Genomic DNA, 16,416 nt, shown 5'->3' on the forward strand with positions numbered 1-16,416 from the left:
CTTAGCACTAGGGGATTTGGCGGGGGAGGCCAAGAGGGCTAGGCGGCGAGCCAACTCATGGGCAGGTCAAGTGCCTCGGCAATACGTGCGGCCTCATCTCGAGAAAACAGGCGATCGCCGGCTTCGATTTGAGTGAGGACCATGCCGTCAATTCCAGTAGCAACCGCAAGATCAGTGACGTCTAAGCCACGCCATTTTCGGAATGCGCAGAGACGGCTCTCTCCGGCAAGAATTTCGGCGCTGACTGAAGCGGGAAGGATATCTTCCGACCGGAGAGCGGCGCGCGCGGCAGCAAAAGCTGCTGCGTCGGCCCCATCTTCAAAAGCATCGTCACGATCAGCCAGAAGTGCCTCATACTCTGCCCGAGACATGAGCACCATTTCCTCGCCAGTGGGCGTAGTAATAATCTGGACACCCATCAGAGCCTCCTATCGATAGGTGGTCGTTTCTCGCTTGCCGATCTGGACCGCCAAAATTGTCAGGCGGTCTTCGTCGAAAAGCACACGGTACCGGCCAATTCGAAGGCGAAAGCCCGATTGACCCTGCAGAGCCTTAATATCACCTCTGCCTGTCATGGCGTAAAGATCAAGCCCGTGGGAAATCTGCTCGCGCGCGAACAAAGGCAGCGCATCCAGTTCTTTTGCCGCCTGCGCAGTCAGAATGATGGTTTTCATCGTGACCTCCTGATCGCAGACGACACTAAAGAGGAATGGTTGTTGGCCCTTACACCATGCGCCGCTTTTCGATCGCGTCCCAGATCATCACAGCGATGTCGGGGCCACCAAAACGCTTGATTTCGCGGATGCCGGTGGGGGAGGTGACGTTGATTTCGGTGAGGTAGTCGCCGATGACGTCGATGCCGACGAAAATCATGTCGCGCTCTTTGAGCGCCGGGGCGATGGCGGCGCAGATTTCTTTTTCGCGCTCGGTGAGGGGCGACAGTTCGGGGCGGCCGCCGACATGCATATTGGAGCGCGCTTCGCCATCGGCAGGAATGCGGTTGAGGCCGGCGACAGGCTCGCCATCGACGATGATGATGCGCTTGTCGCCCTTGCGGACGTCGGGAAGGTATTTTTGGATCATGAAAGGTTCGGGATAGTTGATCTCGAACAGTTCGATGAGGGACGCCAGGTTATGGTCGCCTTCCTGGAGGAAGAAGACGCCAGCGCCGCCATTGCCGTAGAGCGGCTTGACGATGATATTGCCGTGCTCCTTGCGGAAGGCGTGGATTTCGGCGCGGTCGCGCGTCACCAGCGTCGGCGGCATTAGTTCGGGGAAATCCGTCACCAGGATTTTTTCCGGTGCATTGCGCACCGCGGCGGGCGGATTGACCACCAGCGTCTTGGGGTGCAGCCGCTCAAGGATGTGGCTGATGGTGATGTAGTTCATGTTGAAGGGCGGATCCTGGCGCATCAGGATCACGTCCTGGGTCGAAAGATCCAAGCGCTTGGCTTCGCCGAGGGTAAAATGCTGGCCCTTTTCGGCATCGGTCACCGTGATCGGCTGGACGAGAGCGGTGACGACGTTGTCGCGAAGCGACAGGGTGTCAGCCGTATAATGCAGCAATTCGTGGCCGCGGGCCTGGGCCTCGAGCATCATGGCGAAGGTGGAATCGCCGCGTGGATTGATGGTGGAGACGTGGTCCATCTGGACGGCGACTTTGAGCATTTTTATCTCTTTGATTTGCGGGACCACACAAGAACCGTGGTCAACCGTCAGCATCGAATGCGTTGATGAGATGGCGCGGCCAGCGGCCGGGCGCAAGAAAAATCACGTCGAAGCGGTAGGTCTTTTCTGCCTCGCGGGGGTGACGCGAAAGCCAATGCTCAGCCGCACGAATGATGCGCGATGTGTTCACCGCCGCGAGCGCGTCTGCTTCCAGAGTATGGTTCGCGCGGGTTTTCACCTCGACGAAGGCGATGGTGCCATGGCGCTCGATCACTAGATCGATTTCGCCCATCGGCGTTTTGTAGCGGCGGTGACGGATGCGGTAGAGTTTTAGTTGCAGGAAAAGCGCGGCTAGAGCTTCGCCGCGCTGGCCGCCGCGTTCGGCGATTTGCCTTTTATTGCTGGGCCTTGAGCGCAAGGGCGGCATCGTAAACCTCCTTGCGTTTGAGCCCATAGCGGGCAGCGATTTCATCAACGGCCGAGCGCATGGGCTGGTCGGCCATGGCGGCCAAGAGGTCGGCCTGCCAATCTTCGGCCGCAGGGGCGCTGGGTTCGGCGGCGCCAGCGACGACGATGACAGCTTCGCCCTTGGTTTCTTCGCCAGCGAACTTTTCGGCGAGTTCGGCAAGCGTCCCGCGAAAGGTGCGCTCGAAACGTTTTGTCAGTTCGAGCGACACCGACGCCCGGCGGTCGCCAAAAACTTCGACCATGGCGGCGAGGGTATCGTCGAGGCGGCGGGGGCTTTCGTAGAAAACCAGTGTTTCACGTGAATCCACATAGCTTTTCAAGGCGTTAGCGCGGGCCCCGGCTTTTGGGGGCAGGAAGCCGTGGAAGGCGAAGGCGTCGGTGGGGAGGCCGGCGACGACGAGTGAGGACAAAAGGGCGGAGGCACCAGGGATGGGAAAGACGGGGAGATTGGCTTCGGCGAGGGCGCGGATAAGGGGAAAGCCTGGGTCGGAGAGGAGGGGGGTGCCGGCATCGGAAATCAGCGCGATGGCCTGACCGCCTGCGATGCGGGAGACGATTTCCTCGGCGCGGGCGCGCTCGTTATGTTCATGTAATGCCTGGCGTTTTCCGCGGATGCCGTAGTGATCGAGGAGTTTAGAGGAGGTGCGGGTGTCCTCGCAAAGGACCAGATCAGCGGCCGCGAGGGTTTCCAAAGCGCGGATGGTGATGTCGCGGAGATTGCCGATGGGGGTCGAGACGACATAGAGGCCGGGGGCGAGCGGCGGGGCGGCGAAGGCATTGCCGGCAATGAAATATTCGGCTGGTCGATCCATTATGCTCGCGGCTCCCCGGGGTTGAGACTTGCTTAACGAAATGGGGCGAGTTTGTTAACACTTGGGGAGCGTTTCGAGCATCATTCATGCGTTGGCGTTACGATTGGGGCAATTGGGGTCGCGGCGCGCTGGCTTTTGCGCTCGGCGCGCTTTTGACATCCTGTTCGCCGGGGACGTTTCAGATCGGGTCGCGGACGATCGGCTGGGGCAATCCGCCGGCCAATGTCGCGACGGCGCCGAGCATACCGGGGCCCATCCAGCAGATGCCGCAATCGGGCGGCGAGAGTTTTGGGCGCGGTCCGGTCAGGGTTGCGCTGCTCTTGCCGCTCTCGGGTGACCCGTCGCTGGCCGAACTTGGTAAGTCGCTGGCCAATGCGTCCAAACTGGCCATGGCGTTCATTGAAGCCAATCCCAACATTGCCGAGAATACGAAGATCACCTTGCGCGATACGGGCGACAGCGCGGCGGGGGCGGCGGCGGCGGCCAATGCGGCGGTGCAGGGTGGAGCGAAACTGATCCTTGGGCCACTCAAGGGCGATCAGGTGGCGGCAGCGGGCGGTGTCGCGCGGTCGGCGGGTGTTCCGCTAATCGGCTTTGCCAACAATCCGGCGCTGGCGGGGCAAGGGGTTTATCTTCTCTCCGTGCTGCCTGACGCCGAGATGAAGCGCGGCCTTACCTATGTCATGGCGCAGGGCAGGCGCGGCATCGCGGGCGCGTTCCCTGCGACGCCTTACGGCGAAGCACTCGCCACCGCGTTTCGGCAGCAGGCGGTTGCAGCAGGGTTCAATGCGCCAGCGGTTTACACTTTTTCCGCAGCGAGCGAAGCGGCGCAGATCGTGGCACAGGCCAAGCAGCAGATCGATCGTGGCATGATCGACACGCTGTTTCTGCCTGAACGGACAAGCGCACCGGCCTTTGCGACAGCGCTCGCGAGTGCCGGGGTAACGGGGGATGCGGTGCAGATCGTCGGCTCGGCGGATTGGGCAGGCGACCCGACCATCCTTGGGACGCCGGGATTGGTGGGAGCGATTTATCCGGCGGTCGACGAAGCGGGATTTACGGCGATATCAGGCGAGTATCAGAACCGGTTTGGGACACGGCCGCATCCAATGGCGACCATTGTCTATACGGCGACGATCCTTGCCAATGTGAACACGCTCTCTATGGCGACGCCGCCCTATAATCCGGGGCTTCTTACAAGCGCATCCGGGTTCAATGGGCGGGATGGGCAATTCCGGTTTTTGGCCAATGGGCGGGCGGAATATGCGCTGGTGGTGAAGAAGATTGGGGGCGGTGGGGCGACGACCGTGGATGGGGCGAAGTTTTAGGATGCCTGGGAAAGGCCCCCTCACCCGGCCTTTGGCCGACCTCTCCCCCAGAGGGAGAGGTGTCGCTCCGTGACTTAGGCAACTCCCACCTCTCCCTACGGGGGAGAGGTCGACGGCAAAGCCGGCGGGTGAGGGGGCCTTTTTTACGCGGCCAAATCCGCGACTACGGCATCGAGCACCGGAAAACCTTTTTCGGTCACGCGGATATTGCCGTTGGGGAGGGTTTCCACAAACCCATAGCCCTTGAGCGCTTCGATCTGTTTTTCGGCGATGGTGCGGCCGGAGATCGACATGAAGCGGGTGGGCGAGATGCCTTCCTTGAGACGGAGGCCCATGACGAGGTATTCGTCGCCCTGCTCTTCCCAGGTGAGGACATCGTCGGTGGTCATGCCGTGGCCGAACTCGTTGACTAGTTTGAGCCAGTCGAAGGGCATTTTTTCGGCGGCGGTGGCGTGGCGCTGGTGGTTGAGCAGCAGGCGGCCATGGGCGCCAGGGCCGATGCCGGCATATTCGCCATAACGCCAATAGAGCATGTTGTGGCGCGATTCCTGGCCGGGTACGGCGTGATTGGAAATTTCGTAGGCCGGCATGCCAGCGGCAGCCGTCAATTCCTGAGTCAGCTCATAAAAGTCGGCGCCGAGATCTTCGCTGGGCATTTGCAGCTTGCCGGCATTGAAGAGATCGAAGTAGCGCGTGCCCTGCTCGATGGTGAGCTGGTAAAGGCTCAAGTGGCCCTTGGCGAGCCAGATGGCCTCCTTGAGCTCGTCTTCCCAATCTTCAAGCGTCTGCTTGGGGCGGGCATAGATGAGATCAAAGCTTGAGCGATCAAAGATCGACTGCGCGATGCGCACGGCAGCAACGGCTTCTTCGACGGTGTGGCGACGGCCAAGCTCAGCCAGCGGGCCGGGGCGCAACGACTGGACGCCGAGCGAAACGCGATTGATGCCGGCGGTTCTAAACCCGCGAAACCGGTCGACCTCGACCGAGGTCGGGTTGGCTTCGAGGGTAATCTCGGCATTGCTATCGACCTGCCAATGGGCGGCGATGGTATCGAGAATGCTACCCACGGCCTTTGGCGACATCAGCGATGGGGTGCCACCGCCGAAGAAAATCGACTGGACCAGACGGCCGGGGGAAAGGCTCGCCATATGGGCGATCTCTTTCTTGTAGCCTTCGACATAGGCGTCTTCATCGAACGGCCCGCGATGGACGTGCGAATTGAAATCGCAATAGGGGCATTTAGAGGCGCAGAAGGGCCAGTGGACATAGACGCCGAACAGGTCGTTGGGATTGCTCATGCTGATCGACTCGCGTGCTGTGGGCTCGCCAAAAACTCTGCGCTTCCCTCGGGCCTGACCCGAGGGTCTATCGAGGCAAGGGTTGCACTCGGGAGGGTGCGTTGAATGGCCCTCGGGTCAAGCCCGAGGGAAGCCCGGAGGGTGGAGAAAGATTGGGCGGGAGAGCGGTTAGCTCTGCTCAATCTGGTTCTCCACGAATTGGGCGAAGGCACGGGCGCGGTGGCTGAGGCCTTTTTCGCCTGGAGCCCAGGAGTGTTTGGCTTCGGCGGCCATTTCGCCAAAAGTGATATCAAAACCTTCGGGCTGGAACATGGGATCGTAGCCGTGGCCGATCGTGCCGCGGGGCGGCCAGACCAGCGTGCCATCGCAGCGGCCGACAAAGATCATGTCGCGGCCATCGGGATGGGCGAGGCAGAGCGTGGCATTGAAGGACGCGGTGCGCTGCTCGGGCGTTGTCGCGCCCTTTGCCTGCAATTCGGTTTCGACGCGCTGCATGGCGAAATTGAAATCGCGCGGCACGCCGGCCCAATCGGCGGTGTAAACGCCGGGCTGGCCATCAAGCGCATCGACGCAGAGGCCGCTATCGTCGGAAAGGGCGAGCATATTGGCGCCGTTGGCCGAAGCGTGCGCCTTGGTGCGGGCGTTTTCGGCAAAGGTGGTACCGGTTTCTTCGGGCTCAGGCAGACCGAGTTCACCGGCGGAAATCAGTTCGAGACCGAAGGGCGCAAAAAGTTCCTGGAATTCTTTCAGCTTGCCGGCATTGTGCGTGGCAAGCACGAGACGATCACCGCGGCGGAGTTTTGGGATGGTCATTTGGACTCCAGGGCGCGTTGAATGTCGTTCCAGATGGCGCAGTTTCCGGCCTCGAAAGCCCCCTCACCGACCCGGCTTTGCCGGGCCACCTCTCCCCGAGAGGGAGAGGAATAAGAGGCGGATGCCGATCTGTTCTTCTCCCCCTCGGGGAGAAGGTGGCCCGAAGGGCCGGATGAGGGGGACTTTCTAAAGAGCGAAAAAATCATGCGGAAAGCGCCGCCTTCTGCAGTTCGGAGAGTTCTGAAATGCCCTTGCCAGCAAGGGTCATGAGGGCGTCGAGTTCGGCGCGATCAAAAGGGGCGCCTTCGGCGGTGCCCTGGATTTCGACGAATTTGCCTGAGCCGGTCATGACGAAATTGGCGTCGGTTTCGGCTTCCACGTCTTCGAGATAATCGAGATCGAGAAGCGGCGTGCCGCGATAGATGCCGCAGGACACGGCGGCGACGGAATCTTTGAGGACTTGGCCCTTGGTGAGCTTGCGCTCTTCGAGCCATTTAATGGCATCGGCCAGGGCGATATAGGCACCGGTGATCGAGGCGGTGCGGGTGCCGCCATCGGCTTCGAGCACATCGCAATCAAGCGTAATCTGAGATTCGCCCAAGGCGGTCAGATCGACGACGGCGCGGAGCGAGCGGCCGATGAGGCGCTGGATTTCCTGCGTGCGGCCAGACTGCTTTCCTGCGGTGGCTTCGCGACGCGTGCGCGTGCCGGTGGCCCGGGGCAGCATGCCGTATTCGGCGGTGACCCAGCCCTGGCCCTTGCCGCGCAGCCAGCCGGGGAGGCTCGTTTCGACGGAAGCGGTGACCAGAACCTTGGTATTGCCGAAGGCAACGAGGCACGAGCCTTCAGCCTTGAGGGATACGTTACGCTCGATAGTGACAGCCCGCATCTGATCGGGGGCGCGTCCGGATGGCCGCATGGATAGGCATCTCTTTTGCTGTTTACCGCCTCTTAACCCTCCTTAGGGCCAGGAACAAGCACCGGACGCTTGGCGGTTGGCTCCTATGCGCTTAAATGAAGGGCAAGGTTAAAGCGACGATTTGAACTAAAAGAGCCCATGGTCCGCCCGTCCGACGATTTTCTCAATGTTTTGAACGATCGGAGCCAGGACATTTTCCGCCGGTTGGTGGAGCGTTATCTCGATACCGGCTTGCCGGTCGGGTCGCGCGATCTCTCGCGCTTGCTGCAAACGGAGCTCTCTCCCGCCTCGGTGCGCAATGTGATGGCGGATCTCGAAGACCTTGGCCTGATCGCAGCGCCGCATACTTCGGCAGGGCGGCAGCCGACGCAGCAGGGCTTGCGATTCTTCGTTGATTCCATGCTTGAAGTCGGCGCTGTCAACGAGAGCGAAAAACGCAGCATAGCCCAGCATATCGAGGGACCGGCAGGGCGGCGGCAGGTCGATGATCTGCTCACTGAAGCCAGTTCCTTGCTGTCGGGGCTGAGCCAGGGCGCGGGCCTCGTGATCGCCACCAAGGCCGACATGGTGCTGCGGCATGTGGAATTCGTGCGGCTCGATAATTCACGGGCCATGGCGGTGCTGGTCGGCGACGACGGGCAGGTGGAAAACCGTATCCTTGACCTGCCGCCGGGATTTACGGCATCGGCGCTACAGCAGGCGAGCAATTATTTAGCCAACTATGTTGTCGGACGGACGCTGGCGGAGGCGCGCAAGGCGCTCGACGAGCGGCGGAGCGAGCAGCGCGCCGAGCTCGATGAGCTGACACAAAAGCTCGTCGACGATGGGATTGCGACGCTTGTGCAGGATTCTCCCGCCTCGGCGCCGCGGGTGATCGTGCGCGGGCGTGCCAACTTGCTCAATGATGCCATGGCGAGCGATGAACTCGAACGCATGCGGCGGCTGTTCGATGAGCTCGAAAGTAAGGATGGCTTGCTGGAGCTTTTGGGCGACGCGGAAAAGGCGCAGGGGGTCCGCATTTTCATCGGGTCGGAAAACAAGCTGTTTTCGCTCTCGGGGTCTTCGGTGATTCTTTCGCCCTATAAGGATGCCAATGATAAGGTTGTTGGTGTTTTGGGGGTGATTGGGCCGACGCGGCTCAACTATGCGCGGATCGTGCCGGTGGTGGATTATACGGCGAATGTGCTCACCAGGCTGATGGCGCGGAAGCGGTAGAGAAGCGTTGCGCTATTGAAAAAGCCGCCGCATTGGCCGATATGCGGGGCAGAAAATTCTAAACAGGTCCACGGAGATATTATGAGCGACGAGAACGCCGCCCAGGGCGACACGCCGGAGACCGAAATTCCGGCAACCGAAACCCCAGAGGTCGATCCCGTCGAGGCTCTGCTGGCGGAAAATGCCGAATTGAAGGATCGCGTGTTGCGCTCTGCAGCCGAGATGGAAAATCTGCGCAAGCGCACCGAGCGCGATGTGGCTGACACCCGCTCCTATGCGATTGCCGGCTTTGCCCGCGACATGCTAAGCGCGACTGATGCGCTGAGCCGGGCGCTGCTGGTCATTCCGCAGGAAACGCGCGAAACGGCCGAAGGCACGCTGAAAAGCCTCATTGAAGGGCTGGAGCTGGCCGAGCGCGAAATGCAGCGGCTCCTTGGTAAACATGGCGTCAAGGCCATCGAGGCGGCGGGCCAGAAGTTCGATCCGAACAAGCATCAGGCCATGTTCGAAGTGCCGAATCCGAGCGTGCCTGAGGGTACGGTTGTGCAGGTGGTGCAGGAGGGTTTTGCCATCGGCGAGCGCGTGCTGCGTCCGGCCATGGTGGGTGTCGCCAAAGGTGGCGGGGCTACGGGAGCTGCAGCGCCTGAAGGTGTCGACAAGAACGTGTAGTTTTTGGTTTTTGCGATTTGGGGCTCGGTGGTGACACCGGGCCCTTTTTGTTTTTGGACTTTAGGAAGGCCCCCTCACCCGGCCTTCGGCCGACCTCTCCCCCGAAGGGAGAGGTGGGAGTTTGCCAAAGTCGCGGAGCGACACCTCTCCCTTCGGGGGAGAGGTCGGATTGCGTAGCAAGCCGGGTGAGGGGGCCTTTCGACTAGCCCAAAATCTCGCGGCTCATGATGCGGTCGACGCCGGCTTCCTTCAGATCGTCCCAGGCTTTTTCGAGCGACCCATTACTGTCGATGGCCCGCGTCGCATCTTCGATGACCGTTACGTCAAAGCCGCCAGCGGCGCCGTCCAAAGCTGTCCAGGCGACGCAGAAATCGGTGGCGAGGCCGACGACGAAGAGGCGGCCGGTGTCGCGTTCGTTGAGATAGCCGGCAAGACCCGTGAGGGTTTCGCGGTCGGCTTCCTGGAAGCCGGAATAGGAATCGATGGCGCGATTGTAGCCCTTGCGGATGATCAGCTGCGCGTGTGGGATCTCGAGATCGGCGGAGAGTTCGGCGCCGTGGGTCGCCCAGACGCAATGGTCGGGCCAGAGGACCTGGGTGCCATAGTCGAGATCGACGGTGTCGAAGGGCGCCTTGCCGTTGTGTTGGCTGGCAAAGGAAATGTGATCTGCCGGGTGCCAATCCTGCGTGAAGACGACATTGGTGAACTTTTTGGCCAGTGCATTGATCAGAGGCACGATTTCATCGCCGCCGGCGACGGCGAGATTGCCGCCGGGGAGGAAGTCATATTGCACGTCGACGACGACGAGGACGTCTTGGGGGGTGATGGTGATCGTCATGACGGCTCCGGTTCAAAAAGTTCGGCGGGGATCAGGCCGCGCACGGAATTGCCGAGGAAGATTGCATCGGCAGACTGCAAATCGGCAAGGGTGAGAATGGCTTCTTCGGCGCGGCCGGTCTCGATCAGTTCGGCGCGCAGGGTGCCGGGGAGGAGGCCGGAGGACAGGGCGGGGGTGAGGAGCTTTTCGCCGCGCTGGATGAAAAGATTGGTGATCGAGCCTTCGGTCAACTCGCCGCGCTCGTTGAGGAAGAGGACTTCATCGACTCCAAATTCGTCATGCGCCTTGATGCGCGGCTGGTCGTAAAAGGCGCGGTTGGTGGTTTTGTGGGCGAGCCAAACGGAGCGCGAATCGAGGGGTTCGGCCGCAATAAGAAAGCGGAATTTTTCGGGGTTTGGCGGCAGGGGAACCGCCGTCATCTCGATGCCGGTTTCAGAAAGGGTGAGGCGGACGCGCATGGGGGCGGTCCAGGCTTGGCTTTCGGCCAGAAGACGCGTGGTGGCTGCGGCGCCATCGGCGGGGAGGCCAAAGTAGGCAGCGGAAGAGAGGAAACGGGCGATATGGCGGCCCAGGAGGACAAAGCCTTCGGCTGGCGACCATTTGATAGTTTCGATCAGGGTGACCGGTGGGGCGGGATCGCTAAGGAAGCGCAACTTTAAAAGAGCCTCGTTGTATTCGGATTGCGCTTCGCTGTCCGCGACGATGCCGCCGCCGATGCCGATGGTGCCATTGCCTTTGGCGTCGATGATGGCCGTGCGGATGGCGACGTTGAAAGCAAAATCGCCATTGGGGGCAATGTAGCCGATGGAGCCGGTATAGAGGCCGCGGGGGCTGCTCTCGACTTCGTGGATGATTTCCATGGCGCGCAGTTTTGGGGCGCCGGTGATCGAGCCGCAGGGGAAGAGGTTTTTTATGACATCCAGCATAGTGACGTCGCGGCGCCGCATGGCGGTGATACCCGAGGTCATGGTGTGGAGGGTGGAATAGGTTTCGACCGTAAAGAGGTCGGTCACTTTTACCGAGCCGACTTCTGAAATGCGGCCGAGATCGTTGCGGAGGAGGTCGACGATCATCAGGTTTTCGGCGCGGTTCTTTTCGTCGCGGGCGAGGGCGGCACGGTCCGCCGCGTCCTGAGACGCCAGCGGCGCGCGGGGCATGGTGCCCTTCATTGGGCGGGCAGAAAGCGTCTCTCCGGAGCCAGAGACGAAAAGTTCCGGCGAGCGGGAAAGGACGTGATGATCACCCGCATGGATATAGGCGCCGTAGGCGGTTTTCTGGGATTGAGCGAGGCGCCGGTAGAGGCCGAAAGGTGAGCCGCTTAGCGTAAAACCGGCTTTGAAGGTGAGGTTGACCTGATAGGTGTCGCCCGCTGCGATGTAGCTTTTTACGCGGTCGAAGGCGGATGCGTAGTCGGCGAAGGATGTGTGCGGCGCGAGATTTTCAGCGGAGGCGTCCTCTGTGTTTGGAAGGCCAGCAAAATCCCGTGGGCTGTCGTAGAGGCCAAACCAGAGAAGCGGCGTTTCGGTGCGCTCCGGCAGATGTTTTGCGAGGCGCTCTTCGAACAAAAATCCGAGCTCGTAGGCAAAGTAGCCCGCGGCCCATAGGCCTTTGCCGCGGGCCTCTTCCAGGCGCGCAAGGGCATCATGCGCCGTGGCCGCGTCATAGGCGACGAGCACCTCTTTGGGATCGGCAAAGAGAAAACTTCGGCCTTGGGGGTCGAGATTGTCGTGCAAGAGCACGGTGCCGGGCATGAACATGGGCCGGGTTTTATACGGCGGCGGGGCAGCGCGGAAGAAGATTCACCCTAGCGCCGATCGCCACCAATCCCGCAGCAATGCCTCTTGGCGATTAAATTCGAAAGTGGCAGATAATGCGCGTCCGGGCGCGACGTGCGCCTGGTGTGAGGGCTTTTTCATGAAAACCGCAATTCTGGGCGCTGCCGTCGCCCTGACGCTCGCTGGCGCCTTGCCGGCTGCCGCGCAAAACGTCGAATTCACGCTGATCAATAACTCGTCGCAGTCGATCCATTTCTTCTACGCCTCGCCGGCAAACGAAGATCAGTGGGGCGACGACCTGCTCGGTGATACTGGCACGCTTGAATCCGGCATGCAGGCAACGACCTATATCTATGACGGGTCGGACCAGTGCGTTTACGACTTTCGCTTCGAAAGCGCCGAAGGCGGCGAGCTGGAAGCCCGCGGTGTCGATATCTGCAGCCTTGGCAGCTACACCATCACCGACTGATTTTTTCGGTCCCGCTTCAGCGCTGCCCCCAATGATTCGGGGCGGCGCCTTTTATCCACGGCAAGCCCATTTCTGCGCCTTGCCATGCTTGAAGCCCCAAGCGCACCCCCCTATATACGCCCCGAGGCCCTGAAAATGGGCCAAATCAACCTACGAGGGACCCCGCCCTGTTGGGGCAGAAGCTGCTTCGCGAGAAGGGCTTCACCGAAGGGTTCGCTGTAAAGAGAGGCTAGAGTTATGGCAAAAGTCATTGGTATCGACCTCGGTACAACCAATAGCTGCGTCGCCGTCATGGACGGCAGCAATCCCAAAGTGATCGAAAATGCCGAAGGCGCCCGGACGACCCCGTCCATGGTTGCTTTCTCCAAGGATGGCGAGCGCCTCGTTGGCCAGCCGGCCAAGCGCCAGGCTGTGACCAATCCCGAAGGCACGCTTTTCGCCGTCAAGCGCCTGATCGGCCGCCGTTACGACGATAAGGTCGTGGCGAAGGACAAGGGCCTCGTTCCCTTCAAGATCGTGCCCGCCGACAATGGCGACGCATGGGTCGAAGCTTCGGGCGACAAATTCTCGCCGAGCCAGGTCTCGGCCATGATCTTGCAGAAGATGAAGGAAACCGCCGAAGCCTATCTCGGCGAGACCGTCACGCAGGCCGTCATCACCGTTCCTGCCTATTTCAACGATTCCCAGCGCCAGGCCACCAAGGATGCAGGCAAGATTGCCGGCCTTGAAGTGCTGCGCATCATCAACGAGCCGACGGCAGCTGCGCTTGCCTATGGCCTCGACAAGAAGAACTCGGGCACCATCGCGGTCTATGACCTCGGCGGCGGTACCTTCGACGTTTCCATCCTCGAAATCGGCGATGGCGTCTTCGAAGTGAAGTCGACCAATGGCGACACCTTCCTCGGTGGCGAAGACTTTGACATGCGTCTCGTCGATTATCTCGCCGACGAGTTCAAGAAAGAGCAGGGCATCGACCTGCGCAACGACAAGCTCGCTCTGCAGCGCCTCAAGGAAGCTGCCGAAAAGGCCAAGATCGAACTGTCGTCTTCGACCCAGACCGAAATCAACCTGCCCTTCATCACGGCAGATGCTTCGGGTCCAAAGCACCTCACGCTGAAGCTGTCGCGCTCCAAGCTTGAATCGCTGGTCGACGACCTGATCCAGCGCACCATTGAGCCGTGCAAACAGGCAATGAAGGATGCCGGCATTTCCGCTAGCCAGATCGACGAAGTCGTTCTCGTGGGCGGCATGAGCCGCATGCCGAAGGTCCAGGAGGCGGTAAAGCAGCTGTTCGGCAAGGAACCGCACAAGGGTGTTAACCCGGACGAAGTCGTGGCGCTTGGTGCTGCGATCCAGGGCGGCGTTCTGCAGGGCGACGTCAAGGACGTGCTGCTGCTCGACGTGACTCCGCTGTCGCTCGGCATCGAAACCCTCGGTGGCGTCTTTACGCGCCTCATCGATCGCAACACCACGATCCCGACCAAGAAGAGCCAGACCTTCTCGACCGCTGAAGACAATCAGTCGGCCGTGACCATCCGGGTCTTCCAGGGCGAACGCGAAATGGCCGCAGACAACAAGCTCCTTGGCAATTTCGACCTCGCCGGCATTCCGCCCGCACCGCGTGGTGTGCCGCAGATCGAAGTGACTTTCGACATTGACGCCAACGGCCTCGTCAACGTTTCGGCGAAGGACAAGGGCACCGGCAAGGAACAGCAGATCCGCATCCAGGCTTCCGGTGGTCTTTCGGACGCCGACATCGAAAAGATGGTCAAGGACGCCGAAGCCAATGCCGAAGCCGACAAGCGCAAGCGCGAAGCGGTGGAAGCCAAGAACCAGGCCGAATCGCTTGTTCACTCGACTGAAAAGTCGCTCAAGGACTATGGCGATAAGGTTTCGGCTGAGGATAAGTCGGCTATCGAAACCGCGATCACCGACCTTCGTGGCGTGCTCGATGGCGACAATGCCGAGCTGATCAAGGAAAAGACCTCGGCCCTCGCCGAAGCTTCGATGAAGCTTGGCGAAGCCATGTACAAGGCATCGCAGGCCGAAGCCGAAGCCAAGGCGAACGGTACCCGCGACGAAGAAGACGATGATGTCGTCGACGCAGACTTCGAAGAGGTCAAGGACGACGACAAGAAGTAAACGCTAGGCGTTTTCGATTTGGGGCTCGGTGGAAACACCGGGCCTTTTTTGTTTTTGGGATAGCCCCCTCATCCGACGCTGCGCGCCACCTTCTCCCCGAGAGGGTGGATCGACCGAAGGTCGAGACGGGTGAGGGGGCGCTGGTACGGCCCGAAGTTTCACGTGAATCCTTCCCAACCCGTCAGTGCCGTTGCCCCATCACCTCACTCTTGCTAAAGCACTTTTGACACGGCTCCAGACCTTGCCGACCCCAGACCCCTTGCGGGTTGTGGGGTCGATTGCCATCTAGGGACCAACAGAAGAATCCAAGCGGGGCGCGGCAAGAGCGCGACCGGCTGTTTCGGAGAAGATTTTTGGCAAAACGCGATTTTTACGAAGTGCTCGGCTGCCAGAAGGGCAGTGACGAAGCCACCCTGAAAAGCGCCTATCGCAAACTCGCCATGCAGTTTCACCCGGATCGTAATCCGGGAAATGCCGAAGCCGAGAACAAGTTCAAGGAAATCAACGAAGCCTATGACACGCTCAAGGACGCGCAAAAACGCGCGGCCTATGACCGGTTCGGCCACGCGGCCTTCGAACAGGGCGGCGGACGCGGTGGCCATGGCTTTGGGCCGGAATTTTCCTCGTCCATGTCCGATATCTTTGAGGACATCTTTGGGGATTTCATGGGCGGCGGCGGGGGCCGTCGTGGCGCGGGTGGCGGCGCGTCAAAGCTGCGCGGCTCGGATCTGCGTTACAATCTTGAAATCGCGTTAGAGGAAAGCTTTGAGGGCCGCACGGTCGAAATCGACGTGCCGACGCTCGTTGGTTGCGACACCTGCGACGGTTCGGGCGCCAAGCCCGGTACGGGTACCCATACGTGCCGTCAGTGTAACGGCCACGGTAAGGTGCGCGCGGCGCAGGGGTTCTTTACGATCGAACGCACCTGCCCGGTTTGCCAGGGCCGCGGCCAGATGATGGACCAGCCTTGCACCGATTGCGGTGGCCAGGGCCGCCGTCAGGAGCATCGCAAACTTTCCGTCGATATTCCAAAGGGGATCGAAGACGGCACGCGCATTCGTCTTGCCAATGAGGGCGAGGCCGGGGTGCGCGGCGGACCGCCGGGCGATCTTTATATTTTCATCTCGATCAAGCCGCATGACCTGTTCCAGCGCGATGGCGCGGACCTTTATGCACGCGTGCCGATTTCGATGACCACCGCGGCCCTGGGTGGCGAATTCGAGGTGCCGACGCTCGATAATGCGCGCGCCAAGGTGAAGGTGCCGACCGGCACGCAGCCGGGGCAGCGCGTGCGGCTCAAGGGCAAGGGCATGCCGGTGTTGCGAAGCAAGGATGTCGGCGATCTCTATGTGCAGCTCGATATCGAGACGCCGCAGAACCTTTCAAAGAAGCAGCGCGAACTGCTCGAGGAATTCGCAGCGCTCGAGACCGGGGAGACCAGCCCGGAATCGGGTGGGTTCTTCGATAAGCTGAAGAAAATGTTTGAGGCCTAAAATGAAAATCCCCGCTTTCGCGGGGATTTTTTTGTCGCGAGAAGTGGGCTTTACGCCGCCGGCGGTTCGCCGCTCATGTCCATCCAGACATATTCCCACACGTGGCCATCGATATCGGCAATGGCGCGGGAATACATGAAGCCCATGTCCTGGGCCGGGCGGAATTCGCTGCCGCCAGCCTTGAGCCCGGCTTCGGCGATGGCATCCACCGCTTCGCGGCTATCGCGCGAGAGGGCATAGAGGGCTCCGGTCTCAGTATTGGCATCGGGGATGGGATTGGACGAGAATTGCTTGAACTTCTCGTGGGTGAGCACCATCACGTATATCGAATCCGAGATGACGATGCAGGCGGCGGTGTCGTCGGTGAACTGCGGGTTGTAATCAAAGCCCAGGGCTTTGTAATAGGCCATCGAGGCCTTGAGATCGGCGACGGGGACGTTGACGAAGATCATGGACGGCATGCGGGGTCTCCTCTTGACGTAGGTTAGCGCGGCAGGAATTCTGCCATT

At 60.8% G+C, this 16,416-nt stretch carries 17 protein-coding genes; 6 read left to right on the plus strand and 11 right to left on the minus strand.

What is annotated here, in order from left to right:
* Positions 1–38 precede the first annotated feature (38 nt).
* The 5 genes from ASE94_RS11485 to rsmI are packed head-to-tail and all read right to left on the minus strand — an operon-like array spanning position 39 to position 2,948.
* A complete protein-coding gene (locus tag ASE94_RS11485; RefSeq protein WP_062630522.1) occupies positions 39–419 on the minus strand; it encodes a helix-turn-helix transcriptional regulator in 381 nt (126 codons plus the stop codon).
* Positions 420–428: 9 nt separating this feature from the next.
* Positions 429–674 (minus strand): hypothetical protein, encoded by a 246-nt coding sequence (locus tag ASE94_RS11490; protein WP_061908525.1) that lies wholly within the window; start codon positions 672–674, stop codon positions 429–431.
* A 49-nt stretch (positions 675–723) separates the two neighbouring features.
* Positions 724–1,668 (minus strand): glutathione synthase, encoded by a 945-nt coding sequence (gene gshB, locus ASE94_RS11495; protein ID WP_062630523.1) that lies wholly within the window; start codon positions 1,666–1,668, stop codon positions 724–726.
* Positions 1,669–1,708: 40 nt separating this feature from the next.
* Complete coding sequence (locus tag ASE94_RS11500) at positions 1,709–2,095, minus strand: YraN family protein (RefSeq protein WP_062630524.1); 387 nt, start codon at positions 2,093–2,095, stop codon at positions 1,709–1,711.
* Positions 2,064–2,948, minus strand: a complete 885-nt coding sequence (rsmI, locus tag ASE94_RS11505; RefSeq protein ID WP_062630525.1) for a 16S rRNA (cytidine(1402)-2'-O)-methyltransferase — start codon at positions 2,946–2,948, stop codon at positions 2,064–2,066. The genes ASE94_RS11500 and rsmI overlap by 32 nt, the downstream gene beginning before the upstream one ends.
* 86 nt (positions 2,949–3,034) lie before the next feature.
* Between rsmI and ASE94_RS11510 the strand changes: the two genes are divergently transcribed.
* On the plus strand, positions 3,035–4,276 hold the full coding sequence (locus tag ASE94_RS11510) for a penicillin-binding protein activator (protein ID WP_062630526.1): 1,242 nt from the start codon (positions 3,035–3,037) through the stop codon (positions 4,274–4,276).
* A gap of 143 nt (positions 4,277–4,419) precedes the next feature.
* On the opposite strand, the gene hemW is transcribed toward ASE94_RS11510, so the two are convergent.
* From hemW to rph, 3 genes are all read right to left on the minus strand, one after another.
* Complete coding sequence (hemW, locus tag ASE94_RS11515; protein WP_062630527.1) at positions 4,420–5,574, minus strand: radical SAM family heme chaperone HemW; 1,155 nt, start codon at positions 5,572–5,574, stop codon at positions 4,420–4,422.
* 168 nt (positions 5,575–5,742) lie between these two features.
* Positions 5,743–6,387, minus strand: coding sequence for a non-canonical purine NTP pyrophosphatase (locus ASE94_RS11520; RefSeq protein WP_062630528.1), 645 nt, complete (start codon positions 6,385–6,387; stop codon positions 5,743–5,745).
* A 202-nt stretch (positions 6,388–6,589) separates the two neighbouring features.
* Positions 6,590–7,306, minus strand: a complete 717-nt coding sequence (gene rph / locus ASE94_RS11525; protein ID WP_062630529.1) for a ribonuclease PH — start codon at positions 7,304–7,306, stop codon at positions 6,590–6,592.
* 138 nt (positions 7,307–7,444) lie between these two features.
* Here rph and hrcA point away from each other — a divergent pair, with 138 nt between their 5' ends.
* Positions 7,445–8,521 carry a heat-inducible transcriptional repressor HrcA gene (gene hrcA, locus ASE94_RS11530; RefSeq protein WP_061908517.1) on the plus strand — a complete coding sequence of 359 codons (1,077 nt, stop codon included), beginning with the start codon at positions 7,445–7,447 and terminating at the stop codon, positions 8,519–8,521.
* An 81-nt stretch (positions 8,522–8,602) separates the two neighbouring features.
* Positions 8,603–9,190, plus strand: a complete 588-nt coding sequence (gene grpE / locus ASE94_RS11535; protein WP_061908516.1) for a nucleotide exchange factor GrpE — start codon at positions 8,603–8,605, stop codon at positions 9,188–9,190.
* A 202-nt stretch (positions 9,191–9,392) separates the two neighbouring features.
* On the opposite strand, the gene pncA is transcribed toward grpE, so the two are convergent.
* Both pncA and ASE94_RS11545 read right to left on the minus strand, forming a co-directional pair.
* Entirely contained in the window at positions 9,393–10,028 is a 636-nt protein-coding gene (pncA, locus tag ASE94_RS11540) for a bifunctional nicotinamidase/pyrazinamidase (RefSeq protein WP_062630530.1), read from the minus strand.
* Positions 10,025–11,779, minus strand: a complete 1,755-nt coding sequence (locus tag ASE94_RS11545; protein WP_210166235.1) for an aminodeoxychorismate synthase component I — start codon at positions 11,777–11,779, stop codon at positions 10,025–10,027. Before ASE94_RS11545 ends, pncA begins: the two co-directional genes overlap by 4 nt.
* 163 nt (positions 11,780–11,942) lie before the next feature.
* On the opposite strand from ASE94_RS11545, the gene ASE94_RS11550 reads away from it, so the two are divergent.
* The 3 genes from ASE94_RS11550 to dnaJ all read left to right on the plus strand — a co-directional run bounded on the left by ASE94_RS11550 (position 11,943) and on the right by dnaJ (position 15,907).
* On the plus strand, positions 11,943–12,272 hold the full coding sequence (locus tag ASE94_RS11550; RefSeq protein WP_061908513.1) for a hypothetical protein: 330 nt from the start codon (positions 11,943–11,945) through the stop codon (positions 12,270–12,272).
* 237 nt (positions 12,273–12,509) lie between these two features.
* The gene (dnaK, locus tag ASE94_RS11555; protein ID WP_062630532.1) at positions 12,510–14,414 is read left to right on the plus strand and encodes a molecular chaperone DnaK; all 1,905 of its coding nucleotides are present in this window, start codon (positions 12,510–12,512) and stop codon (positions 14,412–14,414) included.
* A 353-nt stretch (positions 14,415–14,767) separates the two neighbouring features.
* Entirely contained in the window at positions 14,768–15,907 is a 1,140-nt protein-coding gene (dnaJ, locus tag ASE94_RS11560) for a molecular chaperone DnaJ (protein WP_062630533.1), read from the plus strand.
* Between the two features lie 50 nt (positions 15,908–15,957).
* Here the strand turns inward: dnaJ and ASE94_RS11565 are convergent, their stop codons facing one another.
* A complete protein-coding gene (locus ASE94_RS11565; RefSeq protein ID WP_062630534.1) occupies positions 15,958–16,368 on the minus strand; it encodes a VOC family protein in 411 nt (136 codons plus the stop codon).
* Positions 16,369–16,416: the final 48 nt, after the last annotated feature.

This window comes from Devosia sp. Leaf64 (assembly GCF_001421945.1).
In the GTDB taxonomy this organism is placed as follows: domain Bacteria; phylum Pseudomonadota; class Alphaproteobacteria; order Rhizobiales; family Devosiaceae; genus Devosia.